At 68.4% G+C, this 26,485-nt stretch carries 29 protein-coding genes; 18 read left to right on the top strand and 11 right to left on the bottom strand.

Annotation, left to right across the window (positions count from 1 at the left end; translation table 11 throughout):
* Window positions 1-22 precede the first annotated feature (22 nt).
* Both AB0L70_RS02690 and AB0L70_RS02685 read left to right on the top strand, forming a co-directional pair.
* The gene (locus AB0L70_RS02690) at window positions 23-1,477 is read left to right on the top strand and encodes a M81 family metallopeptidase (RefSeq protein WP_363679188.1); all 1,455 of its coding nucleotides are present in this window, start codon (window positions 23-25) and stop codon (window positions 1,475-1,477) included.
* Between the two features lie 8 nt (window positions 1,478-1,485).
* Window positions 1,486-2,409 (top strand): phosphotransferase, encoded by a 924-nt coding sequence (locus AB0L70_RS02685; RefSeq protein ID WP_363679186.1) that lies wholly within the window; start codon window positions 1,486-1,488, stop codon window positions 2,407-2,409.
* 3 nt (window positions 2,410-2,412) lie between these two features.
* On the opposite strand, the gene AB0L70_RS02680 is transcribed toward AB0L70_RS02685, so the two are convergent.
* Window positions 2,413-3,423 carry a hypothetical protein gene (locus AB0L70_RS02680; protein WP_363679184.1) on the bottom strand — a complete coding sequence of 337 codons (1,011 nt, stop codon included), beginning with the start codon at window positions 3,421-3,423 and terminating at the stop codon, window positions 2,413-2,415.
* Between the two features lie 201 nt (window positions 3,424-3,624).
* Between AB0L70_RS02680 and AB0L70_RS02675 the strand changes: the two genes are divergently transcribed.
* Together AB0L70_RS02675 and AB0L70_RS02670 are read left to right on the top strand one after the other, a co-directional pair.
* Window positions 3,625-4,680, top strand: a complete 1,056-nt coding sequence (locus AB0L70_RS02675) for a serine hydrolase domain-containing protein (RefSeq protein ID WP_363679182.1) — start codon at window positions 3,625-3,627, stop codon at window positions 4,678-4,680.
* 34 nt (window positions 4,681-4,714) lie between these two features.
* Window positions 4,715-5,239 (top strand): pyridoxamine 5'-phosphate oxidase family protein, encoded by a 525-nt coding sequence (locus AB0L70_RS02670; RefSeq protein WP_363679180.1) that lies wholly within the window; start codon window positions 4,715-4,717, stop codon window positions 5,237-5,239.
* Here the strand turns inward: AB0L70_RS02670 and AB0L70_RS02665 are convergent.
* Both AB0L70_RS02665 and AB0L70_RS02660 read right to left on the bottom strand, forming a co-directional pair.
* Window positions 5,213-5,878, bottom strand: coding sequence for an aspartate/glutamate racemase family protein (locus AB0L70_RS02665; protein ID WP_363679178.1), 666 nt, complete (start codon window positions 5,876-5,878; stop codon window positions 5,213-5,215). The two genes, AB0L70_RS02670 and AB0L70_RS02665, sit on opposite strands and share 27 nt — an antisense overlap.
* Window positions 5,879-5,946: 68 nt before the next feature.
* Entirely contained in the window at window positions 5,947-6,501 is a 555-nt protein-coding gene (locus AB0L70_RS02660; RefSeq protein ID WP_363679175.1) for a dihydrofolate reductase family protein, read from the bottom strand.
* Between the two features lie 103 nt (window positions 6,502-6,604).
* Between AB0L70_RS02660 and AB0L70_RS02655 the strand changes: the two genes are divergently transcribed.
* Window positions 6,605-7,516, top strand: a complete 912-nt coding sequence (locus tag AB0L70_RS02655; RefSeq protein ID WP_363679173.1) for a LysR family transcriptional regulator — start codon at window positions 6,605-6,607, stop codon at window positions 7,514-7,516.
* Here AB0L70_RS02655 and AB0L70_RS02650 read toward each other — a convergent pair whose 3' ends face one another.
* Complete coding sequence (locus tag AB0L70_RS02650; RefSeq protein WP_363679171.1) at window positions 7,517-8,104, bottom strand: TetR/AcrR family transcriptional regulator; 588 nt, start codon at window positions 8,102-8,104, stop codon at window positions 7,517-7,519.
* 57 nt (window positions 8,105-8,161) lie between these two features.
* Here AB0L70_RS02650 and AB0L70_RS02645 point away from each other — a divergent pair, with 57 nt between their 5' ends.
* The 6 genes from AB0L70_RS02645 to AB0L70_RS02620 are packed head-to-tail and all read left to right on the top strand — an operon-like array spanning window position 8,162 to window position 13,185.
* A complete protein-coding gene (locus AB0L70_RS02645; protein ID WP_363679169.1) occupies window positions 8,162-9,412 on the top strand; it encodes an acyl-CoA dehydrogenase family protein in 1,251 nt (416 codons plus the stop codon).
* Window positions 9,409-10,194, top strand: coding sequence for an SDR family NAD(P)-dependent oxidoreductase (locus AB0L70_RS02640; RefSeq protein ID WP_363679167.1), 786 nt, complete (start codon window positions 9,409-9,411; stop codon window positions 10,192-10,194). The genes AB0L70_RS02645 and AB0L70_RS02640 overlap by 4 nt, the downstream gene beginning before the upstream one ends.
* Window positions 10,187-11,239 (top strand): phosphotransferase family protein, encoded by a 1,053-nt coding sequence (locus AB0L70_RS02635; RefSeq protein ID WP_363679165.1) that lies wholly within the window; start codon window positions 10,187-10,189, stop codon window positions 11,237-11,239. Before AB0L70_RS02640 ends, AB0L70_RS02635 begins: the two co-directional genes overlap by 8 nt.
* Window positions 11,240-11,896, top strand: coding sequence for a histidine phosphatase family protein (locus tag AB0L70_RS02630; RefSeq protein WP_363679163.1), 657 nt, complete (start codon window positions 11,240-11,242; stop codon window positions 11,894-11,896).
* An 8-nt stretch (window positions 11,897-11,904) separates the two neighbouring features.
* A complete protein-coding gene (locus tag AB0L70_RS02625; RefSeq protein ID WP_363679161.1) occupies window positions 11,905-12,234 on the top strand; it encodes an SDR family NAD(P)-dependent oxidoreductase in 330 nt (109 codons plus the stop codon).
* 3 nt (window positions 12,235-12,237) lie between these two features.
* Entirely contained in the window at window positions 12,238-13,185 is a 948-nt protein-coding gene (locus tag AB0L70_RS02620; protein WP_363679159.1) for an LLM class F420-dependent oxidoreductase, read from the top strand.
* Here the strand turns inward: AB0L70_RS02620 and AB0L70_RS02615 are convergent.
* Genes AB0L70_RS02615 through AB0L70_RS02595 form a run of 5 tightly spaced genes read right to left on the bottom strand, consistent with a single transcriptional unit; the run spans window position 13,172 to window position 17,545 of the window.
* Window positions 13,172-13,780 carry a hypothetical protein gene (locus AB0L70_RS02615; RefSeq protein WP_363679157.1) on the bottom strand — a complete coding sequence of 203 codons (609 nt, stop codon included), beginning with the start codon at window positions 13,778-13,780 and terminating at the stop codon, window positions 13,172-13,174. The genes AB0L70_RS02620 and AB0L70_RS02615 overlap by 14 nt on opposite strands.
* Window positions 13,781-13,807: 27 nt before the next feature.
* Window positions 13,808-14,227, bottom strand: coding sequence for a hypothetical protein (locus AB0L70_RS02610; protein ID WP_363679156.1), 420 nt, complete (start codon window positions 14,225-14,227; stop codon window positions 13,808-13,810).
* Between the two features lie 12 nt (window positions 14,228-14,239).
* Window positions 14,240-14,974, bottom strand: a complete 735-nt coding sequence (locus AB0L70_RS02605) for a hypothetical protein (RefSeq protein ID WP_363679154.1) — start codon at window positions 14,972-14,974, stop codon at window positions 14,240-14,242.
* The gene (locus tag AB0L70_RS02600) at window positions 14,971-16,848 is read right to left on the bottom strand and encodes a HAMP domain-containing sensor histidine kinase (protein ID WP_363679152.1); all 1,878 of its coding nucleotides are present in this window, start codon (window positions 16,846-16,848) and stop codon (window positions 14,971-14,973) included. Before AB0L70_RS02600 ends, AB0L70_RS02605 begins: the two co-directional genes overlap by 4 nt.
* The gene (locus tag AB0L70_RS02595; RefSeq protein ID WP_363679149.1) at window positions 16,838-17,545 is read right to left on the bottom strand and encodes a response regulator transcription factor; all 708 of its coding nucleotides are present in this window, start codon (window positions 17,543-17,545) and stop codon (window positions 16,838-16,840) included. Before AB0L70_RS02595 ends, AB0L70_RS02600 begins: the two co-directional genes overlap by 11 nt.
* Before the next feature lie 112 nt (window positions 17,546-17,657).
* Between AB0L70_RS02595 and AB0L70_RS02590 the strand changes: the two genes are divergently transcribed.
* From AB0L70_RS02590 to AB0L70_RS02575, 4 genes are read left to right on the top strand one after another with little or no spacing between them, the layout of a single operon-like run.
* Window positions 17,658-18,725, top strand: coding sequence for a hypothetical protein (locus tag AB0L70_RS02590; RefSeq protein ID WP_363679147.1), 1,068 nt, complete (start codon window positions 17,658-17,660; stop codon window positions 18,723-18,725).
* Window positions 18,722-20,020, top strand: coding sequence for a peptidoglycan-binding protein (locus AB0L70_RS02585; protein WP_363679145.1), 1,299 nt, complete (start codon window positions 18,722-18,724; stop codon window positions 20,018-20,020). The genes AB0L70_RS02590 and AB0L70_RS02585 overlap by 4 nt, the downstream gene beginning before the upstream one ends.
* Entirely contained in the window at window positions 20,017-20,709 is a 693-nt protein-coding gene (locus AB0L70_RS02580; RefSeq protein ID WP_363679143.1) for an ABC transporter ATP-binding protein, read from the top strand. The genes AB0L70_RS02585 and AB0L70_RS02580 overlap by 4 nt, the downstream gene beginning before the upstream one ends.
* Window positions 20,706-22,064: an ABC transporter permease gene (locus AB0L70_RS02575; RefSeq protein ID WP_363679141.1), complete on the top strand. Its 1,359-nt coding sequence runs from the start codon at window positions 20,706-20,708 to the stop codon at window positions 22,062-22,064. Before AB0L70_RS02580 ends, AB0L70_RS02575 begins: the two co-directional genes overlap by 4 nt.
* On the opposite strand, the gene AB0L70_RS02570 is transcribed toward AB0L70_RS02575, so the two are convergent.
* Complete coding sequence (locus tag AB0L70_RS02570; RefSeq protein WP_363679139.1) at window positions 21,966-23,324, bottom strand: MFS transporter; 1,359 nt, start codon at window positions 23,322-23,324, stop codon at window positions 21,966-21,968. The genes AB0L70_RS02575 and AB0L70_RS02570 overlap by 99 nt on opposite strands.
* A 184-nt stretch (window positions 23,325-23,508) precedes the next feature.
* On the opposite strand from AB0L70_RS02570, the gene AB0L70_RS02565 reads away from it, so the two are divergent.
* From AB0L70_RS02565 to AB0L70_RS02555, 3 genes are read left to right on the top strand one after another with little or no spacing between them, the layout of a single operon-like run.
* A complete protein-coding gene (locus AB0L70_RS02565; RefSeq protein WP_363679137.1) occupies window positions 23,509-24,354 on the top strand; it encodes an SAM-dependent methyltransferase in 846 nt (281 codons plus the stop codon).
* Between the two features lie 19 nt (window positions 24,355-24,373).
* On the top strand, window positions 24,374-24,793 hold the full coding sequence (locus AB0L70_RS02560; protein WP_363679135.1) for a thioesterase family protein: 420 nt from the start codon (window positions 24,374-24,376) through the stop codon (window positions 24,791-24,793).
* Window positions 24,790-25,896, top strand: a complete 1,107-nt coding sequence (locus AB0L70_RS02555) for a zinc-dependent alcohol dehydrogenase family protein (protein WP_363679133.1) — start codon at window positions 24,790-24,792, stop codon at window positions 25,894-25,896. The genes AB0L70_RS02560 and AB0L70_RS02555 overlap by 4 nt, the downstream gene beginning before the upstream one ends.
* On the opposite strand, the gene AB0L70_RS02550 is transcribed toward AB0L70_RS02555, so the two are convergent.
* Entirely contained in the window at window positions 25,878-26,336 is a 459-nt protein-coding gene (locus tag AB0L70_RS02550; protein WP_363679131.1) for a YciI family protein, read from the bottom strand. The genes AB0L70_RS02555 and AB0L70_RS02550 overlap by 19 nt on opposite strands.
* Between the last annotated feature and the right edge of the window lie 149 nt (window positions 26,337-26,485).

Genomic DNA, 26,485 nt, shown 5'->3' with positions numbered 1-26,485 from the left:
CTACCTATGAAACGTTGAGTCCATGAGCCTTCGGATCGGGATTGCCGGCATCGCCATCGAGTCGAGTACGTTCTCGCCCCACCGCGCCGGGCTGGCGGACTTCGACGTACGCCGTGGTGCGGATCTGCTGAAGCGGTACGAGTTCCTCGACAAGGAATGGGCGCAGGGCGTCGAGTGGGTGCCACTGCTGCACGCGCGGTCGCTGCCGGGTGGCGCCGTACTGCCGGAGGTGTACGACGACCTGTCCGCCGAGATCATCTCGCTGATCGGGTCGGCGGGTGCGCTGGACGGATTCTTCTTCGACATCCACGGCGCGATGAGCGTGGTCGGGCGGCAGGACGCGGAGGCCGATCTGGCTGTCCGGGTGCGGGCTGCGGTCGGTCCCGACGTACTGGTGTCGACCTCAATGGACCTGCACGGGAACGTGTCGCGCGAGCTGGGCACGGCGGTCGACCTGATCACCTGTTACCGGATGGCTCCGCACGAGGACGCGATGGAGAGCCGGGAGCGAGCGGCCCGCAATCTGGTCGAGCGGATGCGGTCCGGGTTGGGCCGGCCCGGGAAGGCGTGGGTGCAGGTCCCGGTGCTGCTGCCGGGGGAGAAGACGTCGACCCGGCTCGAGCCGGCCAAGTCGATCTACCGTCGCGTCGCCGAGATCGCTGACGAACCCGGCGTACTGGACGCCGCCGTTTGGGTCGGGTACGCGTGGGCGGACGAGCCGCGGTGCCGGGCGGCTGTGGTTGTCACCGGCGACGATCATGAGCTGATCACCGCGCGGGCCACTGAGCTTGCTCAGGCGTATTGGGATGCGCGCGACGGGTTCGAGTTCGTGGCCCCGACCGGGACGCTGGCGGAGTGCGTGGCCGCGGGTCTCGCGAGTACGGCGCGGCCTTTCCTGATCAGCGACTCCGGGGACAACCCGACGGCCGGTGGCGCCGATGACGTCTCGTGGACGCTCGGGCAGTTGCTCACGGTCGACGAGTTGACCTCGGGCAACGCGACCGCGATCCACGCGAGCATCTTCGACGCAGAGGCTGTGGCCGCGTGTGTGGCGGCCGGCGTCGGCAACCCGGTCCAGGTCTCTGCCGGTGGAAAGATCGACTCCGGTCCGTCGGGGCCGGTCGACCTCTCCGGGACTGTCTTCTCCATCTCCGAAGACCCGGTCGGCGGGACCGTTGCCGTGGTCAAGGTCGGCGGGCTGCACTCGATCCTCACCTCGCGCCGCAAGCCGTACCACCACCTCGCCGACTTCACCCTGCTGGGCCTCGACCCCGCCGCCACCGACCTGGTCATCGTCAAGATCGGATACCTGGAGCCAGAGCTCTACACCCTCGCCAAGGACTGGCTCCTCGCCCTCACTCCGGGCGGCGTGGACCAAGACCTCCTCCGGCTGGGCCACCACGGCGTACTCCGTCCCCTCTACCCCTTCGACCCGGACATGCAGACCCCGGACCTGACTCCGGAGCTCCTGCCTTAGGTGGCCTCGTGAGGTGGCTGGAGGACGGGTCTCCCGCCACGGTTGCTGGTGCGTTGAAGGTGGTCGCACCTGCGGTGGGGGACCTCCCCGTGGTGGTTCGGGAGACTTTGGGGGAGGCCGATCCGCTCTGGTGGGCGGGGAGTGCGGTGGTTGGCGGGCGGTTCGTGGCGAAGTTTGCCTGGTCGCGGCCCGCCGGGCTCCGGTTGGCACATGAGATCGCGGTGTTGGCGGCGTTGGAGTCGGCGGTGCCGTTCCTGCCGGAGGTTGTTGCCAGCAGCACCGATCCTGTGCTGCTGGTGACCAGGATGGTGCCGGGTACGTCGTTGTTCGAGCTCGCGGACTCAGCCGACTGGGATCAGGTGGCTCGGCAGCTTGCACAGTTTCTGGGTGCGTTGCACGGTTCGGCGGCTCGTGAGCGGCTCGAGGCTGCGATCGGGGAGGTGCCTCCTGCGGCTATGCAGCCGGCCACGACGGACACCTTGCGGGAACAGTTCGGGCAGTGGGCTCGGCCGGATCAGCGGGCCGCTGTAATCCGGTGGTGCGACTTGGCGGACGACGTACTGGCGTCACCGCCGCAGAGTGTCGTCGTACACGGTGATCTGCACGGCGGGAATCAGGTGTGGGACGGCGGTCAGCTCAGTGCGGTCGTGGACTTCGAGACCGCTGGTCTGGCCGATGCCGAGTACGACCTGCGTGCGTTTCCTGCTACGGGTCCGGGCCTTGAGTTGCTGACTGCGACCCTGCGGCACTACCGGGAGATCACCGGGCGTGCGTTGTCAGCCGAGCGCGTGATGGCGTGGCATCTGCGTACCGCGCTCGGCGATGCACTCTGGCGTAGCGAGGCCGGCGTACCGTTGCCGGATCACCGCACTCCGGTGGCCTGGGTCGACGACCTCGCTGCCCGCTTCAGCGCACTCGGCATCGATCCGTAACGGTCAGGAGCAGCCGGACCAGAGGATGGCCCGGGTGGGGGCGTCGCCGGTGAACGGGGTGTCGGCGACGGCATCGATGCCGTGGCCGCGCTCGATCAGGTGCCGGACGAATGTGCGCTCGGGGAACTCGTACCGCGTGCCGTCCCGCCGCTCCACGAACGAGACGCCCTTGTCGTTGACCATGGCAACATCACCGGCGCTGTTGAGTCCCTGAGCCGGTACCTCGAACGGGGTGATCTGGGTGCTCTGCGTCGACCACAGGACACCGGCGAAGCCCTCCTCCTGGATCTCGGCGCCGCGGATCCAGGTGCCGCGAATCTCGTTCAGCGAAGATCGCTCGCCGCCCCGACCGGTGAGCGGTACGCCGGGCGCGTCCCAGTTCTCCCAGAGGAACCCGGTGTCGCCGAGCTTCCCGTCCTGCGCGTAGCCGACCACGGCGCCACTGTCGTCGATGTCCGTGGCGCCTGAGGTCGGCGTCCCGGGCAGCCGCTGGGCAGCGCCGCCCGCCGGCCAGACGACCGCGGTGAAGGCACCGGTCGCATCGTCGAAGCCGTTGCCCACGACATCACCGCGGTTGTTGATGGCACGAGCGCTCATCCAGTCCATCCCGTCGGGCGCCTTGAGGTACTCGTACTTGCCGTTCGAGTACAACCAGGGCAGCTGCGGCCCCTCCTCGGTCAGAGTCGCGCCGAGCACGGTCCCGTCGCTGTTCACATCCATGACGGAGTCGACCAGCGCGCTGTCCGCATCGAGTTGCTGAGGTACGCCGTCGGACCAGAGCACGGGATAGCTGGTCCCATCCAGGAGTTGGACGGTGCCGACGACGTACCGACCGGTGTCGTCAGAGCTCTTCACCCGGCTGGATGCCTCAGCCGGCGTCCCGGCCGGCAGGCTCAACTCGGTCTTCGTACAAGCGGTCGGCGTCGCGGCGGCGGCTGTCACCGCGGTGACAGCAGAGCCGGCCAGAGCGGCAGAAAGAAGGGTCGCGACAAGCCGATAGGCAGATCGAGGCATGACAAAGCACTCCTGACGGACGGGTTCGGGAGGACGAGAGGAGGGTCGCATCCCCCGACCCCACCCCAACACCTTTTCAGCCTAGACCGAAACGCTTGTCAGCTCCTTCGGCTGTGGTGTCGAGGTGGGGGCATCGGTTCCGACGTACGTTCTGACGGGCGGGGACTTCTTCGCGTGGTCTAGGGACTGACGAGGGCACTGATGGGTGAGCTGCAGGAGCGGGTTCAGGGAGAGCTCGACCGGTTGGTTGACGACGGTGTGGAGAGCGGGCTGCAGGTCGCGGTCTATCGCGATGGGGAGTTGATCGTCGACGCGGTCGCCGGGCGGGGGTTGACTTCTCGTACGCCGATCTTCAGTTTCTCTGCGGGTAAGAATGTGGCGGCGACGCTGACACATGTGCTCGTGGCGCGTGGGTTTCTCGAGTACGACCGCCCGGTCACGGACCTGTGGCCGGAGTTCGGCGTACAGGGAAAGGACACGGCGACACTGCGGCACGTGCTGACCCACACGGTCGGGCTTCCGGCCATGCCGCGGGAGATCACCCCGAGCGAGCTCCCTGACTGGTCCAGAGTCTGTACGGCGTTGGCCGGTGCCGAGCCGCGCTGGAAGCCGGGCACTGCCACGGGCTATCACTCCTACACGTTCGGCTATCTCGTCGGGGAATTGGCCCGGCGCGCCACCGGGCGGACCATGCACGAATTGCTGCACGAGTTCATCACCGCGCCGCTCGGCATCGAGGGGCAGCTCTACTTCGCAACCCCGAAGGATTCGCCGGCGCGGTTGGAGCAACGAGCACAGGACTGGCCTGCCGCGACGGACGACGATGATGCGATCCTCGCGCCGTGGGAGAGCAGCCCGAGCGCGGTGTTCGGGAACAGCGACGAGATCCTGACCGCGGACATTCCGTCGGTGGGTAGCGCGACCGCGCACGGCCTCGCGGCGATGTACGACGCCCTGCTGCAAGGCAGGCTCGTGGATCCGGCGCAGCTGGCGGAGCTGTCCGCGCCGGCGTTCGAGGGTGTGGATCAAGTCTTCGGCAATCCGGCGCGGATGGCGCTCGGCTTCCCGATCGGCCGGATCGGTGCGCCACCGGAGGAGAACCCCACGGCGTTCGGGTGGCCGGGCGGCGGCGGAAGTTACGCCTATGCGGACCCCGCGCGCGGAGTCGCCTTCGCACTGACGAAGACCCGGCTCCTCCCGAACTTCGACACCGCGCTCTCGGTGACCAAGATCCTGGCCGACTATCTCGGCCGCTGACTAGCCGGATTCACCACGAGGACAAGGAGAAATCATGTCCACAGATCAGACGACCACGCCGCAGACCAGCCTCGGTCCGTTCTCCTCGCCAGGCGCCAGCGCGACGCCGTGGGAGGCGACGGAGTGGGCGTTGCGCGGGATCCAGAAGTTCCAGCTGTGCACGGTACGCCGGGACGGCCGGCCACACGTGACACCGCTGCTGGCGATCTGGGCGTACGGCGCGATGTGGTTCACCACCGGCGACCAGGAACAGAAGGCCAAGAACCTGATCGCCAACCAGCACTGCGCGCTCACCGCCGGAACCGGGTCCCTCGCCGGCACGGACTACGTCATCGAGGGCACGGCCCACCTGGTCACCGACCAGGCCACCCGGGATGCCGCCGCGACCGCTTTCGAACAGTCTTACGGCTGGCACCTCACCCACGAGGACGGCACCTGGTACCAACTGCCCGGCGCCGTCCGGACCGGAAAGGCTCAGCTCTACCGGGTCGAGCCCGACAAGGCCTTCGCCTTCGCCATCGCCAACGAGTCCTCAGAAACCCGCTACGACTGGACCTGATCCGCGGAAGAGGCTTCCGTAGCCGTTTATCTGGAGCTTTGTCCCGGTCGCGGCCAGGATCGACCAGAGCAGCACTTGGTTTGCCTCGAGGACCAATTGCCCGGTACGGCGTTCGAGCTCCTCGACCGTGGCTGCCGCGCGAAATCCGGTGCCGGCGATGAACACCGCCTCGGTCGAGGCGTCCACTGCATCGCTGATGTAGTCGATCACCTGCTCAGGCCGCACCTGGTCCGGGTCCTTGGGGATCGACGTCGCCATCAACGTGTCGACGTCGATTCCTTGATCGCGGAAGTAGCTCGCGCCGAGCTCTCCCATCTCTGCCTCGAACCACGGGGGATGGACCAGGGCGACCCGCCGTACGCCGAAGCTCTTCAACGCCCGCGTGGCGGCGAGCCCGCTCGTCACCACGGGCACGCCGGCCAGGTGCTGGAGGGTTCTGACCAGGTCGGCTTCGGCCGCCGGTCCGATCGCGTAGCCGGATGTCGTTGAGGCGTAGGCGATGACATCGACCGACGCCTCGCGGAGTGACGCGACGGCCGGCCGCAGGGCCGAAGGTGTCGCCACCGCGCGAAGGTCCGCAGCGCTGTCACCACCGCGCGATACCCGCGCGACCACCACGTCGACAGCTTCTGATGCCATTTCGGGAAGCTCGACCTCAGGTCCCGCTGCGGCATGCGGCGTCAGCACTCCAACCCTCAACGCCATCGTCAGGAGCGCTGGGGCCGATAGATCTGTACGACGATGCCGCTCGGGAACGGCATGGTCTCGACGAGGTCCAGGTGTCGTGACTCCGGAAGCTGGTCGAACAGAGCCTTCCCGCGACCCAGGACCATCGGCTGGACCAGGAGGCGGTACTCGTCGATCAGGTCCGCCGCAGCGAGCGCACCGGCCAACCCGCTCCCACCCCAGACGATCACGTCCGCACCGGGCTCGGCCTTGATGGCGGCGATCTCGGTCGGGAGGTCGCCGCGCGCGACCCGGGTCTCGGGCCAACTGGCCTCGGCATCGCTGAGGGTCTTCGAGAACACGACCTTCGGTACGTCGTTCATCGGCGCCGCGTACGGGTCGTCGGAGTGCGGCCAGTACGACGCCATCTCCTGGTACGTGACGCGACCCATCAGGTGGGCCCCGGCCTTGGTGACCCGGTCCAGCTTCCACTGGCTCAGCTCGGCGCCCTCGGGGATCGCTGTCCCGGGGTGCTCACGGTCGCTCCCGACGAACCCGTCCAGCGACATTGACATGTACAAGATGACGTTTCGCATGGCTGCCTCTCGTTGCTCCTGTTGTTCCTGCCTCGACGGTCGCAGCCGGCGCACCGGGCATCAAGGTCGGTTTCGGCCATCTACCGTGTACCGTGACTTCACGATGGCCGATATCGAGCTGCGAGAACTCCGCCTGTTCCTCGTGCTGGCCGAGGAGCTGCACTTCGGCCGCACCGCGGAGCGGCTCGGGCTCACGACGTCGCGAGCCAGCCAGTCGCTGCGAGCCCTGGAGCGCAAGCTCGGCGGACGTCGCTTGTTCGACCGCACCAGCCGCGTGGTCACCCTGACCGCGGCCGGCCACGCTCTTCACGACGAGCTCGCACCGATCGTGACGGGCTTGGACAACACGCTCACCCGCGCCCGGACGCGGGCGGCCGGCCCAGGGGCGATCCGCCTGGGCGTGCTCAACGCCGCGTCCGGGACCGCCGTCCTGAACGAGGCGGTCACCCACTTCGAAGCGGCAAACGAAGGCGCCTCCGTGCGCCTGGTCGCGACCCCGCTCAACGACCGGCTCGGCCCGCTGCGCCGCCGCGAGGTGGACCTGTCGGTGACACGACTGCCTCTCGACCAACCCGACATCGTGATCGGCCCGCTGCTCTCGCAAGCCGATCCCCGCGTGGTCATGGTGGCCATCGACCATCCACTCGCCGCTCGGCCGCAGGTCTCGGTGGAAGACTTCGCGGACTACCCGGTGCGGAAGCCGTCCGACGTACCCGAGTTGGCGGAGGCAAGCCTGCCGAGCCACACGCCAACCGGCCGCCCGATCGTGGCTTCCGACGCCGAGGTCAATGACGTCTCCGAGCTGCTACTCCTCATCGCCCAGGGCCGCCTGATCCACTCGACCGTCGCCCCGTTCGCAGAACACTTCCGCCACCCGGCCATCGCAATCGTGCCGGTTAGCGACCTACCACCCTCATCAACCGCGTTGGCCTGGCTGAAGGGCTACGAACACCCCGCGCGCGACGCGTTCGTCGCCGTCGTCGAACAGGTAGTCGCGAGACAGCCCGCCCAATAGCTACAGCTTGCGGAGGGTGTGGAGGGCTTCGATCGCGTGGTCCACCAGGGCTTCGGAGGTATAGGGGCGGTCGCCTTCGGGGAGGCCGGACCATTCGATGGCCAGGTCCTCGGTATAGGCGAGCCAGGCGTGGACTCGCCCGTACTCACGGGATCCGGGGGCGTCGGCCACCTCGGGGGTGCCGAGGTAGGTGAGGATGCGTTTGGTCAGGCCGGCGCGGGTTTCGTCGTACACCTCGACGGCGTAGTCGTCACCGCCGGCGGCGCCGCGGACGAACGAGATGTACGCCGTTCGCCGCCGGGCGATGAACGCCACGAACTGGACCAGCATCTCGCGCAACTGCTGCTCGGGCGGCAACGAGTCGTCAGGCTTGGTCACGCGGAGGAGGCGGCGGCCGGCGGCGGAGATCACGGCCAGGTAGTAGTCGCGCTTACTGGGGAAGTAGTGGAAGAGCAGGCCCCGGGAGATCCCGGCCTGGCCGGCGACGGCGTCGATCGACAACTCGTGGATCGGCTGAGTGCGCAGCATCATCAACCCGATCCGGATCAACTGCTTCCGCCGGTCGTCGGAGGTCCATCGCTCACTCACGCTATTGAGCATTGCTTAGCGCCTGAGCTACGGTCAAGACGACCCGAAGGAGTCTTGATGGGATTCGAACCTTCCGCCCGCGCGAGTGACCTGATCGCACGGGTCGCGGAGTTCATCCGGACCGAGATCGAGCCGGTGGAGGCAGAGCTGCACGCCGCCACCCGCGCGGCCGAGGACCCGTGGCAACCACAGCCTGTCTTCGCGGAGCTGCAGGCCAAGGCCCGCAAGGAAGGCCTGTGGAACCTCTTCCTCCCGCCGGCCGAACCAGGCAACGAGCAGTACGGCGAGGGCCTGTCCAACCTCGACTACGCCCCGATCGCCGAGCTCACCGGCCGGTCGTTCCTCGCGCCGTACGTGTTCAACTGCAACGCGCCCGACACCGGGAACATGGAGGTCCTGCTCCGCTACGGCAGCCCGGAGCAGAAGAAGCAGTGGCTGGAACCCTTGCTGGACGGCACGATCCGCTCCGCCTTCTGCATGACCGAGCCCGACGTCGCTTCGTCCGACGCTACCAACATGGAGGCGACCGCGGTCCCCGCCGGCGACGAGGTGGTCATCAACGGCCGCAAGTGGTGGAGCACCGGCGTCGGCCACCCGGACTGCGAACTCCTCATCTTCATGGGCCTCACCGACCCCGACGCCGATCGGTACGCACGGCATACGATGGTTCTCGTCCCCCGCAACACCCCAGGGGTGAAGGTCGAGCGTCTCCTCCCCGCGATGCACCGGTACGACGAACCCCACGGACACGGCGAGGTCTCGTTCACCGACGTCCGAGTCCCCGCGTCGAACATCCTGGTCGGGACGGGCCGAGCCTTCGAGATCGCGCAAGGCCGGCTGGGTCCGGGCCGCGTCCACCACTGCATGCGGCTGATCGGCCTGGCCGAGAAGTCACTCGAGCTGGCCCTGCAGCGCGGCACGACCCGGACCGCGTTCGGGAAGCCACTGGTCAACCTCGGTGGCAACCGGGAGCGGATCGCCGATGCGCGGATCGCGATCAACCAAGCACGGTTGCTGGTCCTGCAGACGGCGTACCTGCTGGACACCAAGGGGTTGGCGGGTGCGTTGAGTGAGGTCAGCCAGATCAAGGTTGCGGTGCCGCGGATGGCGCAGGACGTGATCGACATGGCGATCCAGTTGCATGGTGGCGGTGGGCTCTCGGACGACTTCCCGCTCGCGGCGGCGTGGACGAGTGCCCGGGCGCTGCGGCTGGCCGACGGGCCCGATGAGGTGCATCGTGGAGTGATCGCGAGGATCGAGCTGGCCTCGTTCCTCACCCCTCCGGCGGAGAAAGAAGAGGCCAAGTGAGCCGCATCCTCGTCACCGGTGGTGCGAGCGGTCTGGGTGCCGCGCTGGTCGCGCGGTTTGTTGCCGACGGCCACCAAGTGCTCTGCACCGATGTCTCCACCGACGGTCCCGACGACGGAGCGTCGTACCTGCGGCTCGATGTCCGGAGCGCGGAGGACTGGGACCGAGCCGTCGAGTGGTGTGAGCAGAACTGGGGCGGCCTGGACACCCTGGTGAACAACGCCGGGATCGCGACCGGCGGCCGGATCGAGGTCGAGACCCTCGACGAGTGGGATCGCATCGTCGACATCAACCTGATGGGCGTGGTCCGCGGCTGCCGCGCGTTCACCCCGCTCTTCAAGCGGCAGCGGTCCGGTCACATCGTCAACACCGCGTCCGCGGCCGGGCTCGTGCACCCGCCGATGATGAGCTCGTACAACACGGTCAAGGCCGGCGTCGTCGCGCTCTCGGAGACCCTCTCGCACGAACTGCATCCGTACGGCGTGACCGTCTCGGTGGTCTGCCCGTCGTTCTTCCGCACCAACCTGGCCGACTCGATCCAGGGCGAGGACAAGGCGATGGGCGTGACCGCGCGGCAGCTGATCGAGAAGTCGCCGCGGTCCGCCGATGACGTCGCGGCCGCGGTGATCGCGGGGATCCAGAAGAAGCAGTTCCTGATCATCCCGGACCGCCCGGCTCTGATCGCCTGGCGGACCAAGCGGTTCGCCCGTCCGCTGTACGACCGCCAGATGCGCAAGATCGCCGCCCGGGCTCGCGAGCGGGCCGAGGCTGCCGATGGGTGATGGCGCGCGGGCGGTCCGGGACGAGGACGCCTTCGACGTGCCCGCCGTCGATGGTTGGCTGCGGCAACAGACTGACCTTCCGGACGGACTACCCGAGGTCAAGCAGTTCTCCGGCGGCGCCTCGAATCTGACCTATCTCCTGCAGTACGGCGATCACGACCTGATCCTGCGTCGCCCACCGAGAGGCACCAAGGCCAAGGGTGCGCACGACATGGGCCGCGAGTACCGGATCCAGGCCGGACTGAAGCCGGTGTTCGGCTACGTCCCGACGATGGTTGCCTACTGCAATGACGAGTCGGTGATCGGCTCCGAGTTCTACGTGATGGAGCGGGTCGTCGGGACGATCCCGGGGCACCACGCACTGGGGGTCGACCTCACGCCGGAGCAGGCCCGCCGGCTCGGCTTCACGTTGGTCGACACGCTCGTCGACCTCCACCAGGTCGACGCCGCCGAAGCAGGCCTGACCGATCTCGGCCGCGGCGAGGGGTACGTCGAACGCCAGGTCAGCGGCTGGTCGGGTCGCTACCGCAAGGCGAAGACGTGGAACGTGCCCAGCTACGAGCGGGTGATGAGCTGGCTCGCGGCGAACCAGCCGGCCGACGTCCGTACCTGCGTTATCCACAACGACTTCCGGCTCGACAACGTCGTACTGGCGCCGGACGATCCGATGCGGGTGGTCGGCGTACTGGACTGGGAGTTGGCGACGCTCGGGGATCCGTTGATGGATCTGGGTGGTGCACTCGCGTACTGGGTCCAGGCCGATGACGACTGGGCGTTCCGGCGGTTCCGGCTGCAGCCGTCGGATGTGCCGGGCATGATCACCCGGGACGAGATCGTTGCCTACTACACCGAACGGTCCGGGCTGAAACCGGAGAACTGGGCGTTCTACGAGGTGTTCGGGCTGTTCCGGCTCGCGGTGATCGCGCAACAGATCTACTACCGCTACCACCACAAGCAGACCCGCAACCCGCGGTTCAAGAACTTCTGGCTCCCGGTCAACCTGCTTGAGCGGCGCTGCCGGCGGATCATTCGGAACGTCAACTAGATGGCGGCCATCTACTTGGTCCGGCACGCGCAGGCGTCGTTCGGTGCCACCGACTACGACAAGCTCTCCAAGCTGGGCGAGCAGCAGGCGAAGCGGCTGAGTGAGGTCCTGGGCCCGCTGAAACCCGATCTCGTGCTCTCGGGCTCGATGCGGAGGCATGCCCAGACGGCTGAGCTGGCCGGGTTCAGCGCCGAGGTGGACAAGGGGTTCGACGAGTTCGACCACGAGCAATTGATCGTGGCGCACAAGCCTGCATACCGGAGGCGGGCGGTGATGTTGGCTGACCTGAGTCGGGGCGGGAGTCCGCGGCGGGCCTTCCAGGAGATGTTCACCGCGGCCACCCAGCGCTGGATCGACGGTGGCGACGGCTACACGGAGACCTTCGAGGCGTTCTGCGAACGGTCCGATGCCGCGGTACGGCGTACCGCCGAGCGACTCGGGAAGGGGCAGACTGCTGTGGTGTTCACCTCCGGTGGGCCGATCGCGGTCGTGGCGAGCCGGCTGCTGTCCGGTGGCGACGGGCTGTGGGCCAAGCTCAACCCGGTGACGATCAACACCGCGATCACCAAGGTCGTGTCGGGTCGCAGCGGGCTGACCCTGGTGAGCTACAACGAACACGGGCATCTCGACGGCACCGAGCTGCTCTCCTACAGATAGAGGCCGGTATGCGACGGAACATCCTGATCACCGGTGCCAGCTCCGGTCTGGGCGCGGAGATGGCCCGGCAGTTCGCCGCGAAGGGCCGCAACCTGGCGCTCACCGCGCGGCGCGAGGAGCGCCTGGACGAGCTGCGGACCGAGCTGACCGAGCGTTATCCGACGTACGCCGCGACCAAGGCCGGGACCGCGTCCCTGGGAGAAGGGCTGCGGATGGAGCTCCTCGGCAAGCCGATCGAGGCCGAGAAGGCGAAGGCGTACGTACCGCCATGGCCGTGGAGCCCGGTCGCGCGGGTGATGCGGTACGCGCCAAAGCCGTTGCTGAAGAGGATGATGTAGGGCATGCGCTGGGGTCTGACCGTTCCACTGACCGGGGTACCGCTGCGGGACCACCGGGAGCTGATCAAGGACCTGGCTTTGCTGGGTTACACCGACCTGTGGTCCGCCGAGGTCGCCGGTGCCGACGCGTTCACCCCGCTGGTGCTCGCGTCCGAGTGGGATGACCGGCTCCGGCTCGGGACTGCCGTCGTACCCGTGCACACGCGTGGACCGGCGGCGCTCGCGATGAGTGCGGCCGCGCTCGCGGACCTCGCGCCGGGGCGGTTCGTGCTCGGGATCGGGGCGTCGTCGGAGACGATCGTGACCGGGTGGAACGGGATCACGTACGACCCGCCGCTGGCCCGGACCCGCGACGTACTGCGGTTCCTGCGGCAGGCGTTCGCGGGGGAGAAGGTGGACGGGGAGTTCGACAGCTTCACGATCCAGCGGTTCCGGCTGGAGAAGGCGCCCGACGTACCGCCGGCGATCATGCTCGCCGCACTGCGGCCGCAGATGCTCAAGCTCGCGGCCCGGGAGGCGGACGGCGCGATCACGAACTGGTTGTCGGCGGACGACGTACGCCAGGTCCGGGCCGAACTCGGGCCGGACAAGGAGCTGGCCGCGCGCATCTTCGTCTGCGTCACCGAGGACGCGGACATGGCCCGCAACATCGGCCGCTTCCTGATCGCGACGTACCTGACCGTTCCTGGGTACGCCGCCTTCCACGACTGGCTCGGCCGTGGCGCCGCGATGAAGCAGATGCGCGAAGCCTGGGCCGCGGGCGACCGCAACGCCGCGATGGCCGCCGTACCGCTGGAAGTCCTGGACGACCTGATCGTGCACGGGACCGCCGAGCAGTGCCGCGAACACATCAATCGCTATATCGACAACGGCCTCGACACCCCGATCATCGCAACCCTCCCCACCGGCACCAACCTCCTCGACACCGCCCGCGCCCTCACCCCGGGGTGATTGTGAAGGCTCGGACGCAGAGGGGTTCGGGGGCGATCTTGTGCATCACGATGACGCCGGTGACGCTTGAGCCCTTGGTGGTGCCGGACACGGGCATCACGAAGGTGATCGACTGCGCGATCAGGGTGCCGGTGGTGAGTCTCGTCGGGGGCCGGAGGAACTGGCCCATCAGCAGCGGGACCAGTTGCTTCGAGCTCTGACAGGCGAGGGCGGCGGCGCCGGTGGAGTTGTTGGCGTTGAGCTGGGCAACGAAACGTGCGGCGAGCTCGGGCGCGCTGCCGGCCGGCGTCGTCGCCGGCGGCTTGGTGACAGGCGGCTTGACGACGGTCGGCTTGGTCGTCCGGGGCTGGACCGGTCTCGTCGGCTGCACGGGGACGGACCGCTTCGGGGTCGGGGAGCTGACCGGTGCGGTTGCCGGATCGGGGGTCGAGGAGTTGTTGAACTTGTCGGAGACCAGGCGATAGGCGAGGAAGCCGCCGGCGCCGATCACCCCGACCAGCAGCACCACGAGAAGCACGATGACCAGCCCGGCCCGGTTCTTCCGCGGCGGCTGTCCGTAGTTGGGCGCCGCGTTGACCGGCGGTGGGTAACTCACGTGCACAGTGTGGCAGCGGTTGAGGGCTCAGGTAAGCCTGTGTTCGTCGAGCCAGACCTTGGCCCGGCGATTGGATGCCCGGGACAACCATGCGTCCTGGACGACTTCGGTGAGCTCCTGTTTGGTGAGCTCGCCGATGCGGCTGCCGCGGAGCAGGACGGAGGGGTGACCGTCGAAGTGCGGAGTGGTGAAGAACGGGTTCGAGTCGTCCGACACCAGCGCGAGCTTGTCGTCCTCGGACTCGACCCAGAACATGATCACGTCGGCGTACCGCTCACCGGTCTCGGGGTCGAACGCGTCCGGCCGTGCGGTCCGGAAGAACACGAACGACTTCCCGCCGACCTGGTAGATCGGCCGCTCGGTGTTCTCCTTCTGCCACACGGTGACATGCGGCATCCCGAGCGCAACCTCGTGCACATCCGCCACTCGCGCTTTCCGGCCGGCCACACCGCGAGTTAATCAGCCGAGCTTCAGTTGCATCAAGCGCACACAGAGCGGACGCGGCGGGACGTCCATGACCGTGACCGCGCCGGTCGCCGGGTTGTGCTTCGTCGTACCGGCGAACGGTACGGAGAGGAGGTTCTGGTAGTAGGCGTCATTGCTGGTGGCTCCCAGCGCGACCGCCGGCCCGCTGACGGTCAGCTTGGTCGGCGGGTCGATCGCGAGCAGGATGACTCCGGGCAGCAGCTTCTTCGTCTCCTCGCAGCCGAGCGCAGCGGCGTGCTTCTGGTCGTTCGCGTTCAGGAAGGTGAGGAACTTGGTCGCCAGCTGGCCTGCCTCGGCGAGACGCGCTTCGGGCGCCGACGGCTGGGTCTCGGACGCTTCGGGCGAGACGGTCGGCTGACCCGCGGCCGTGGACGGTGGGGTCGGGCCGCTCTGGTCGTCGTCGTTGCCGGACCTGGCCACGACCAGTCCGACGGCCGCGATCACCACGAGTACGGCGATCACCGCGAGCACGACGTACATGATCGTCCGCTGCCGCCGGGGTCCACCCGGGCCACCGGGGCCATATCCGTAGCCAGGACCGCCGTAGCCAGGACCGCCGTACCCGGGGCCGCCGTAGCCCTGTTGGGGAGGCCCATAACCGGGTCCCTGCTGGGGATGGCCGCCGGGTTGTTGGTAGCTGCCGGGTTGTTGCTGCCAGCCACCGTTCGGTGGTCCGTACGGCCCGGGTGCGTTGGGAGGCTGGGTCACCCGGACAGTGTGGCATCAGCAGGGAGCCAGATCGTGAAAGTCGACCCCGATCCCAGCCGACTCGCCACGGTGATCCGGCCGCTGTGCGCCTCGGCAAGGTGCTTGGTGATCGCCAGGCCCAGTCCGCTGCCGCCGGTCGTCCGGCTCCTGGACTGCTCGGCACGATAGAAGCGGTCGAACAGATGCGGCAGGTGCTCGTCCGCGATCCCGGTGCCGTTGTCCGTCACGGTCAGGTTGTAGCCGTCGTCCACCCGCCGTACGCCGACCACGACGTGGCCACCGGGTGGGGTGAAGCGGACCGCGTTCGAGACCAGGTTGCCGAGCGCCTGCCGGATCCGGGCGCTGTCGACGGAGGCGATCGCGGGCTCGGGTACGTCGGCACTCAACGCGACCCCGGCCGTCTCGGCGGCCGGCCGATGCGCCAGCACCACCTGCTGTGCGAGCTCGGACAGATCCCGCGAGGCGGGGTGCATCCGGAGCATGCCGGCGTCCGCGAGCGCGAGGTCCTGGAGATCGTTGACGAGGTGCTCGAGCTGGTCGGTCTCCTCGAGCAGGGACACCACCAGCTCCCGATCGAGGGGTACGACGCCGTCCTCGGAGGCGACCAGGTACCCCTTGATGTTGGCGAGCGGAGTCCGCAGCTCATGCGCGACGTCGCTCACCATCGCCTTGCGCTGGAAGTCGTGCCGCTGGATCGACTCGGCCATGTCGTTGAACGCATGCCCGAGCCGGGCTACCTCGTCCTTCCCGGTCACCGGGACCCGGGTGGCGTGGTCGCCGTTCCGCATCCGCTGGGCCGCGCCGGTGAGTGCCACGATCGGCCGGACCAGCCGCCGCCCGGCGAACACCATCACCAGCGCCGCGATCAGCAGCACCCCGAGGGCGGTCGCGGCGGTCCGCAGCATGCCCTCACCGGAGAACACGTTGAACGCGCTCTTCGAACCCAGGTACAGCTTCGCGGGCGGAGCGACGTACGGCGTCAACGCCTGCGACCGTGCTTCCGTCGTACAGGCGAAGAACTTGTCGGTGACCTTGGTGCCGTCCTTCGGATCGACCGACTTGAGGCCGTCGAAGTCGTTGATCGAGTAGTCGATACCGGCGGCGTCGAGGCAGGCGGTCGCGCGCCGGACCTCGTCGTCGTTCACGATCTTGGCCTTGGCGCTCGGCGCGTTCAGGCCCGGTGAGCAGGTGTCTTTCGCGTCGACGCCCGGCCGCTCCATCAGGCTGATGCCCGCCGCCGACCGGCTGGACTCGATCAGCACCTGTGGTGGGATGCTGCCGTCGCCGGCTTTGGCGATGCTCGCGATCTTGCCCTGCGCGCGGTAGCAGTCCACGGCCTGCTTGGCGAGTTTGTCGCGCTGGCGGAGCTCGTCCTCGGTCAGGCCCCAGCCCGGGTAGAGCGCGGGCAGCGGCGCTACCCCCGCGGTTTCGACCGTTGCGTTCGCCTGGCCGGCGGCTACGGTCTTGCGGGCGGCGTACACGTTCAGGGCACCGGACAGCTTGGCGAACCCCTCGCTGCGGGCGTCGATGGTTGCCGCCGGCACCGACGGGAGCTCGGGACCGGCGCCGAGCATCCGGGCCGAGTCGGCGATCATCGTGCCGTCCGGGTCGGTGACCGCGACCCGGCGGCCGAGCCTGTCGGCCAGCTCGTGGACGAGCTTGTCCACGCCGGACCAGGTCGGATGATTCGAGGCGTACTTCGACAGCTCGGCGTAGATCTGCCCGTCGACCTGAAGCTGGCCCGTGTTCGCATCGATCTCGCCCTGCAGCTTCTCCGAGGTGCTGTACGTCGCGAGAACCGCCGTAGCGATCACCGCACCAAGCGCAACCGCAAGCGACAGCCCGAGAAACCGGATCAACACACTACGACGCATCAGCCACCGCCTCGGTGAGCTTGTAGCCCACGCCGTACACAGTCTTCAGGTACGCCGGTGAGCCCGCCGACGGCTCGATCTTCTTGCGGAGGTTCATCACGTGGACGTCGATGGTCCGGTCGAAGACGTAGTGGTCGAAGCCGAACGCGTGCTCGAGCAGCTGCTGACGAGAGAAGGCCCGCCCGGGTGAGGCGGCCAGGCAGGCCAGGATCTTGAACTCCGCCGGAGTCACGTCGACCAGCTCCCCGGCCAGCCGGATCTCGTGCCGGGCCGGGTCGATCTCGAGCTCGCCGACCCGGTACACCTCACCCTCGGCTCGGCTCCGGGTCCGTCGCAGCACGGTGCGGACGCGCGCGACCAGCTCGCGCGGGTTGTACGGCTTGGTCAGGTAGTCGTCCGCGCCGAGATCCAGCCCGAGCAGCAGGTCGTCCTCGGTGGCACGCGCGGTCAGCATGATGATCGGAACTCCCGAGTTGTCCGGACCGTCGGCACGGAGCACCCGGCAGACGTCCAGCCCGTCCACCTTCGGCATCATCACGTCGAGCACCAGCAGGTCCGGGCTGCGCCGGCGTGCCTCGTCGATCGCGGCCCGCCCGTCGTGCACGACGACGGTCAGATGACCCTCCCGCTCGAGATACCGCCGAATCAGCTCAGCCTGCTTCAGATCGTCTTCGGCGACAAGAATCCGCGCTGGCATGGGATCAATGTCCTCGATATTCATGAGAATCCGATGAAGATGGACTGAGAGCATCGGGTGCAAATCGGTCCTTCACAGGTTCTTCACGGCGGTGGGACCACGCTCGACCGCCATGAAGACCTCACGAACAGCACTCGCCCTGATGGCGGTCCTGGCGCTCGCCGGGTGTGGGAACAACCAGGCCCCGGCCGCGTCCGGGGATCAGAAGAGCGACAAGAGCCCGCTCGCGGAGTACATGGGCGAGGGCTTCGTCAGCTCCGGCGGCGCCGGGGTGCGGATGGCGGTCCGGGCCGGTGGCGGGCAGGAGCCGTCCGAGGAGGACCTGGCCAAGCAGCGCAAGGTCGAGGACGCCACCGCCGCTTGTATGAAGACCGCCGGCTTCGAGTACGTCGCGGTCCCGCCGGAGTCGCAGCCGAAGGGCAAGTTCAACGACGCGTTCAACCTGCCGCCGGACAAGTTCGCCGAGCAGTACGGCTACGGCGTCAGCACGATCGACTGGTCGAAGGCCGGCCCGAACAGCGATGAGAGCAACCCGAACACCAAGATCCGCAACGCTCTGTCGCCAACCGCGCAGAAGGCGTACGACAAGGCCCTCAACGGCCCGAACGCGACCGCGAACGGCGCCATCGCGATCGCGCCGAAGACGGACGGCGACGGCCCGTCCTCCACCGGGAAGATGGATCTGGGTTGCCGCGGCAAGGCAGCCCAGGAGGTATTCGGCGAGGGCAAGGGCCGCGAGGACGCCTTCAAGAAGTTCGACAGCCTGTTCAAGGACATCCAGGCGCTGTCGAAGCGGATCGAGGACGACCAGCGGGTCGTGGACGCGACGAGCGCGTGGTCCGACTGCATGGCCGACGCCGGTCACGCCGGCTTCAAGAAGGTCGATGATCCGCGGGACCAGGTCAACACGAAGCTGGACGAGCTGACCGGCAACAAGCCGCCGACCGGCAACAACCCCGGCAAGACGCTGACCGGTCCGCCGTCGTTCGACAAGGTCGACGCGACCAAGCTGGCCGACCTGCGCAAGTTCGAGATCGCGCTCGCGGTCGACGACCAGAAGTGCCGGGCCAAGGTGTACGACGAGCCCTACAAGAAGGCGCAGTACGAGCTGGAGCAGGAGTTCGTCGACCAGCACAAGGCCGAGCTCGAGGCGTTCCGCGACGAAACGGCGAACAGGTGACCACTTCGCCCAAGTCCCGGCGCCGCGTCCTGGTCTCGGTCTCCGCCGTCGCCGCGGTCTCGCTCGGAGTGGGCGTGGCCGCGGGCAGCCGGATCGCCTCACCCGAGGACGCCGCCGCCAAGACCGCGCCCCCGAAGGCTTCCCAGATCACGGTGCCGGTGGAGAAGAAGGCACTGGCCAGCAAGGTGGTCGGGCGCGGTGACGCCTCGTTCGACGGCGCGGTGAACATCCGGGTCGAGACCAGCGGGCTGCACACCCCGGCCGTGGTGACCGGGAAGGTGCCGGCGGTCGGCTCGACCATCACCGAGGGCAAGGCGCTCCTGGAGATCACCGGCCGCCCGGTGATCGGCCTGGCCGGTGTCCTGCCGATGTACCGATCACTGAGTCCGGGCAGCAAGGGCCCCGACGTACTCCAGCTCGAGCAGACCCTGGACCGGCTCGGCCTCGACCCGGGCACGGTCGACGACGAGTACGACACCGACACCTCCCAGGCGGTCGAGCGCCTCTACGAGAAGGCCGGGTACGACGCTCCCGAGCCGGACGAGCAGCTCAGCCAGGCGGTGGACAACGCCAAGAAGCAGGTCGATGCGGCCAAGAACCAGCTCCGGCAGGCGAAGTCCCAGCTCAAGGCAGCCAAGGACGCCAAGGCGAAGGACACGTCTGTGCAGCAGGGGGCGGTAGACGACGCGGAGGAGAATCTCGCCGACGCGCAGGAGGCCGAGAACGAGGCCGAGTTCAAGGCCGGTACGCCGCTCCCGGTGTCCGAGATCGTCTACGTGAAGACCCTGCCGCGCCGGGTCGACGACGTGAAGGTCGAACGCGGCGGCACCGTCAACGGTGTGGTCATGTCGGCCAGCGGCGCCGCCCTGGTCGTTACGGTCAAGGTCGACGCCGAGACCGCCGCCCGGCTGAAGGCCGGCATGGCCGCCAGCCTCGACCTCGGCGACGACGGTACGACGGTTGCCGCCAAGGTCCGCCGGATCACCAAGAACGGCGACACGTACGACGTCGTGGTCGCGCCGAACGCATTGACGGCCAGCCAGCTCGCACTGCTCCGGGACGCGAACGTCCGCGTGACGATCCCGGTGAAGAGCACTGCCGGCAAAGTGCTCGCCGTACCCGTGGCTGCGCTGTCGTCCGGGTCGGACGGTGCGTCCCGGATCGAGGTACTGCGCAACGGGCAGGTGGAACTCGTACCGGTGAAGGTCGGTCTGTCCGCCGACGGATTCGTCCAGGTCACGCCGTCCGGCGACGCCAAGTTGTCCGAGGGCGATCAGGTGGTGGTGGGCAAATGAGCGCGACGGCGGTGGCCCTACCGGCGCCGGTGGTCGAGATGATCGGCGTACGACGGTTCTTTCCCGGACCTCCCGAAGTACAGGCGATCCGCGAGGTGGATCTGACCATCGGGCCGGGGGAGTACCTGTCGATCGTCGGGCCTTCCGGGTCGGGGAAGTCGACCCTGCTGCACCTGCTCGGGCTGTTGGACAACCCGACCGGCGGCGTCTACCGGCTCGACGGGGTGGACACGATGAGCCTGCGCGAACGGCGTCGCGCCGTACTGCGGGGTGAGCGGATCGGGTTCGTGTTCCAGTCGTTCCACCTGCTCGACCACCGGACCGTGCTGGAGAACGTCGCCCTGTCGATGGTGTACGTCGGGGTACCCCGACGCGAGCGGATGGCTCGAGCCCGGGTCGCGCTGGAGCGAGTCGGGTTGGCGCACCGGATGGAGTTCGGGCCGACCACGCTGTCCGGTGGTGAGCGGCAGCGGGTCGCGATCGCGCGGGCGCTGGTCGCCGAACCGAGCCTGCTGCTCGCAGACGAACCGACCGGCAACCTGGACACTGCCAACGCGGAGGCGATCCTCGAAGTGTTCGACGAACTGCACGCGGACGGGATGACGCTGGCTGTCATCACCCACGACGACAACGTCAGCCGACGGGCTCAGCGTCAGGTCCGCATCGTCGACGGAACCCTCCAGTGGTGACCCACAGAGCAGGCCCCCCGGATCCCGCCGGCGGGCCGTCCACCAATCCGGGGGCGCTGCCGCCGCCCCCGCCGCCTCCACCCTCGCCGCCCGGACCCGGCCCGGGAGCGCCGCCGCCCCCCACCCCGGCGCGCTCCCGGCGCCGACTCCGATCCCGGCCCGCCGTCCGGGATCTGCTCGACGAGGCGCTGGCCGGAGTCGCCGCCCGCCCGACCCGACTCATCCTGACCACGCTCGGCACGGTGCTCGGCATCGCCGCACTGGTGGGAACGGTCGGGCTCGGGCAGACCGCTGCCGGCCAGATCACCCAGCGGTTCGACCTCGCGGCCGCGACTCGCGTCGTCGTACAACCAGAGGAGAAGGGCGGTCAGGAAGGCGAGGCGGCGACGGAGCTGCCGTGGGACGCGCCGGAGCGACTCGAGCGGTTGAACGGCGTGGAGGCGGCCGGCACGGTCACCTCTCTCGACGTGGGCGATGATCTGGTCCAGAGCGTCGAGGCGCTCGATGACCAGAAGAACGGCAAGGCCCTGAAGGTGATGGCGGGCTCGGCCGGGCTGTGGGAGGCGGTCCGGGCGGTGCTGGCGACCGGGCGGTTCTTCGACGCCGGGCACGACCAGCGCGGCGACAAGGTCGTTGTCCTAGGCAAGCATGCGGCCGAGCGGCTCAGTATCAACCGGGTCGACTCACAGCCCGCGGTGTTCATCGGGGACCAGCCGTACACGGTGATCAGCATCCTCGACTCGGTCGCCGGGCGGGCCGAGCTCAACGACGCTGTGGTCATGCCGAACGGTACGGCCAGGACGGCGTACGACCTGAAGTCCCCGGACGCGGTCGAGATCCGGACCCAGGTCGGTGCGGCGCAGTTGATCGCCGAGCAGGCGCCGATCGCGATCGAGCCGAACAACCCGAGCACGCTGCAGGTCGACGCCCCGCCGAAGCAGGGCGCCGTACGCAAGGGTGTCGAGTCCGACCTGAACGCGTTGTTCCTGCTGCTGGGTGCGGTCGCCTTGCTGGTCGGTGGTCTCGGCATCGCGAACGTCACGCTGTTGTCGGTGCTCGAACGGATCTCCGAGATCGGGCTGAGGCGAGCCCTAGGAGCCGCGCGAAGACACATTGCCGTTCAGTTCCTGGTGGAGAGCGTGATCGTCGGATTCCTCGGTGGACTACTCGGTACGGCGGTCGGCGTACTGCTCACCGTCGGGGTCTCGTGGGTCCGGGACTGGACACCGATCCTCGACAACCGGCTGGCGTTCGGGTCACCCCTGCTGGGCGCGTTCATCGGCCTCGTCGCCGGAACGTACCCCGCGTGGAAGGCCTCCGCCATCCAGCCGATCACCGCCCTGCGCGGAACCTGATCCGTCCCGGCTGAGCCGTGCGTACACCAACGAACTCACGGCGAAGCCGAGCACGATGAAGGCGAGCACCGGGTACGACTTCCCGTCGTCGGGCAGGATCCACGCGCCGAGCGCGGCCGCGGAGACCTGCCCGACGTTGAAGATCATGTCGTACAGCGAGAACACCCGGCCGCGGTAGACATCGTCGACGCCCGTCTGGACCAGGGTGTCGACGCTGATCTTCACGCCCTGCGCGCAGAAGCCGGTGAGGAAGCCGCCGACGATCATCGCGGGCTGCGTGAAGAGCCCGATCGGTACGGCGCTCACCACGGCGGCGGCCAGGAACAGCCAGGTGATCCACTGCCGCAACGTCATCACGCGGGTTCCCCACGGGGTGACGAGGGCGGCCAGGAACAGGCCGGCGCCGACCGCACCGGTTGCGATCGCGAGCGCGCCGAACGCCTCGTTGAGCTGGCCGGGTCCGTAGAAGTAGTTGCGGTACAGCAGGATCATCATCACGGTCATCAGCCCGAAGAAGAACCGCAGCGAGCCGATCGCGGCCAGCCCGTAGGCGGCCTGCCGGCGTTCCTTCAGGTGTCGCCCACCGTCGACCAGGCCGGTGGCGATCGTCCGGATCGCTTCGAGGATGCCCGGCTCGTCGCCACTCAGGTCGGGGCCGAGCTGGTCGCGACGCAGCCGGAGGGCGAGCAGGGCCGCGCTCGTGTAGATGACGACCGTGAGAGCGAGCACGGCGAGATCGGAGTCGACCAGGAGTTTCACGCCGGCGCCGATCCCGCCGCCGATGAGGAAGAGCGCCGTACCGCTGGTCGGGGTGACGGCATTGGCCATCACCAGCTCGTCGCGCTCGACCACATGCGGGAGGCCGGCGGACAGGCCGGACAGCAGGAAGCGGTTCACGCCGAGGGTGAGGAGGACGGCCAGATAGAACAGCACGCCCGCGCTGTCGGCCGCGACGATGGTGCCGACGCCGATCACGCAGACGGCCCGGGTCAGGTTCGCCCCGAACAGGATCTGCCGACGCGACCAGCGGTCCAGGAGTACGCCGGTGAACGGGCCGAGGATCGAGTACGGCAGCAGGGCGACTGCGAACAGGCCGGCGATCGCGGCCGCGTCCGGCGCCCGCTCGGGCGAGAACAGCACGTACGACGCGAGCGCGACCTGGAAGACACCGTCGCCGAACTGCGACGTCAGCCGCACCGCGAACAAGCGCCGGAAATCCCGGCGCTCGAGCAGCGTCCACAGATCCCGGATGAACCGCACGCCTTGAACTGTAACCGGCCCAGATGTCCCCGTTTTCAATCCTCTGTAAAGGGTGCCGCGAGTTCACGCTGAGCACGTGGCAACGGGCTTGCCGAGCGGTAGGGTTCGACTGCCGGTGTTACAGAACGTTGCAGTACGGATACGATGGTCGCTCGCCAGAGAGCCGCGCCTGGATGGGATTTTCATGACTGAATCGCAGGACGCCGACGTCGACGCCCGGATGTACGAGCAGCTCAAGCTCGACCGGCCGCACGGCGCTCGGGTGTACGACTACTTCCTGGGTGGCAAGGACAATTTCGCCATCGACCGGCAGGCGGCTGAGCACCTGCTGCAGGCGTTCCCGGGCTTCCGGACCGCCGCCCGTTCGAACCGGATGTGGATGCACCGCGCCGCGAAGTACGCCGCCGAGCAGGGCATCACCCAGTTCCTCGACGTCGGCACCGGCATCCCGACCGCGCCGAACCTGCACGAAGTGGTCCAGGAGATCATCCCCTCCGCCCACGTCGTGTACGCCGACAACGACCCGATCGTGCTGCGGCACGCGCAGGCCCTCCTGGTCAGCAAGCCGGAAGGCAAGACCGCGTACCTCGAGGCCGATGTCACCGACCCGCAGTCGATCGTCGAATCCGACGAGGTCCGGGAGCTGATCGACTTCAGCAAGCCGGTCGCGCTCAGCGTGGTGGGCGTCTTCCACTACCTGCCCGACCACCTGAAGCCGTACGACCTGATCCGCCAGCTGGTCGAGCCGCTCGCGCCGGGCTCCCTGTTCATCTTCTCGCACTGCACGCCGGACTTCGCGCCCGATCTGTGGGAGCGCGCGATGCAGGTGTACACGGCCGACGGCGGCGAGGCGCAGGTCCGCAGCAAGGCCGAGGTCACCCAGTTCTTCGAGGGCACCGAGCTGATCGAGCCCGGCGTGGTCTCGCCGTTCCGCTGGATGCCCGACGCCGAGACCCAGCAGCTGGTCGACAAGGGCGAGTTCACCGACATCATGTGCAGCCTCTGGGTCGGAGTCGGCCGTAAGCCCTGACGAAGGGTCGGCTCTGAGGGTGGCGGCCCGTAGCGCGTATCCGCACCACCTGGCGATCACGCTGCGGTGGAAGGACAACGACGTCTACGGGCATGTCAACAACGTCGTCTACTACAGCTTCTTCGACACCGTGATCAACGACTTCCTGATCCGGTCCGGCGGGCTCGACATTCATGGCGGCGACGTGATCGGGCTGTGCGTGGACTCGCAGTGCACGTTCAAGCAGCCGCTCGAGTTTCCGGGTGTGGTCGACGCGGGATTGCGCGTCGGCAAGCTCGGTAACTCCAGCGTGCGATACGACATCGGCCTGTTCCGCGAGGGTTCGGACGAGCCAGCCGCGACGGGCCGGTTCGTGCACGTGTTCGTCGGCCGGGAGGATCGCCGCCCGGTGCCGGTGCCGGAACGCCTCCGCGCGGCACTCGAAGGGATCACGGGATGATCGTGCGCGGCGCCGTACTGCGGGAGATGGGACAACCGCGCCCGTACGCCGAATCCCGGCCGCTGCAGGTGGAAGAGGTAGAGCTGGCGCCGCCTGGTCCGGGTGAGCTGCTGGTCCGGATTCGCGCGGCCGGTCTGTGTCACTCCGACCTGTCCGTGATCGACGGGTCGCGGCCGCGGGTGATGCCGATGCTGCTTGGTCACGAGGCCACGGGCGAGGTCGTGCAGTCGGAGGCGCCTGGGTTCGCGGCGGGAGACACGGTCGCCTTCGCGTTCGTGCCGGCCTGCGGTGAGTGTGGGCCGTGCGCGGAGGGCCGGGCCGCACTGTGTGAGCCGGGCGCCGCGGCCAACACGGCCGGGACACTGCTGTCCGGTGGTCGGCGGCTGGACGGCGTACATCATCACCTTGGTGTGTCCGGGTTCGCGGACCACGCGGTGGTGTCGGCGCGATCGGCGGTGAAGATCGACCCGTCGCTGCCGCCTGAGATCGCAGCCCTGTTCGGGTGCGCGGTGATGACCGGAGTCGGCGCGGTGGTGAATACCGCGCAGGTCAGGGCCGGCCGGAGTGCGGTCGTCTTCGGGCTCGGAGGCGTTGGACTGTCCGCGCTGCTCGGTGCCGTGCTGGTTGGCGCTCACCCGATCGTCGCGGTTGACGTCGTACCGGAGAAGCTCGAGCTGGCCCGCTCCCTTGGTGCCACGGTTGCTGTCGACGCCCGGGATGCTTCGGCGGTCGAGGAGGTGCGAGCGGCTACCGACGGCGGAGCCGACTACGCCTTCGAGACGGTCGGGAGTGCGAAGGTGCTGGAGCAGGCGTACGCCGCCACCCGCCGGGGCGGGACGACCGTCACGGTCGGGCTGCCGCATCCGTCGCAGTCGTTCAGCGTTCCCGCGGTCAGCCTCGTCGCCGAGGAGCGCACCGTGAAGGGGTCGTACCTCGGCTCGTCGGTGCCGTCGCGTGACATCCCCCGGTACGTCGCGCTCTACCAGGCCGGCCGACTCCCGGTCGACCGGCTGCTGACCTCGACTGTCGGGCTCGACGACCTCAACCAGGCCTTCGACGACCTGGCTGCGGGGGCGTCGATCCGTCAGGTGTTGCTGTTCTGAAGGTTCTCGGCGGCCTTGGAGAAGGTCTGCTCGTTGCGGTCGCGCGACTCGGGCGTGTACTCGTCGCCGAAGTCCTCCGGGCTCGCGACCTGCCGGATCTCCAGCCCGGTGCCCTGACCGCTGCCGGCCGGACCCTGATCGGCGGCCATACAGCGCCAGCCCCACTCGATCGCCTCCTCGCGGGACGCCACCTCGATCAGGCAGAAGCCCGCGATCAGCTCCTTGGTCTCGGCGAACGGTCCGTCGACCACCCGGCGCTTTCCGGCGTCCAGCTGGAGCCGGACGCCCTTCGCGCTGGACAGCAGTCCGTCGCCGGCCAGCAGGATGCCCTTCTCGGCCATCTCCGCCATCACCAGGCCCATCGCGGTCAGGCCCTCTTCGCTCGGCATTGCCCCGGCCTCGGACTCTTCGCTGGCCTTGAAGATCATCATGAAGCGCATCGGAACCTCCGCAAGTCGCCGTTAAATCCCGAGACGAATCTATACAGCGCAAGGGCCGGTCGGGCAGGCTACCGAAAGTGCGTGCCCGCGTACGAGATGTGAAGCAGTGCCCGCCCACCGCCCTGGTCGGTCGGAGTCCCCGAGGAGGA

It is taken from the genome of Kribbella sp. NPDC051952, from assembly GCF_040680855.1.
Taxonomy (GTDB): Bacteria; Actinomycetota; Actinomycetes; order Propionibacteriales; family Kribbellaceae; genus Kribbella.
This window is presented reverse-complemented; position numbering and strand designations above follow the sequence as displayed.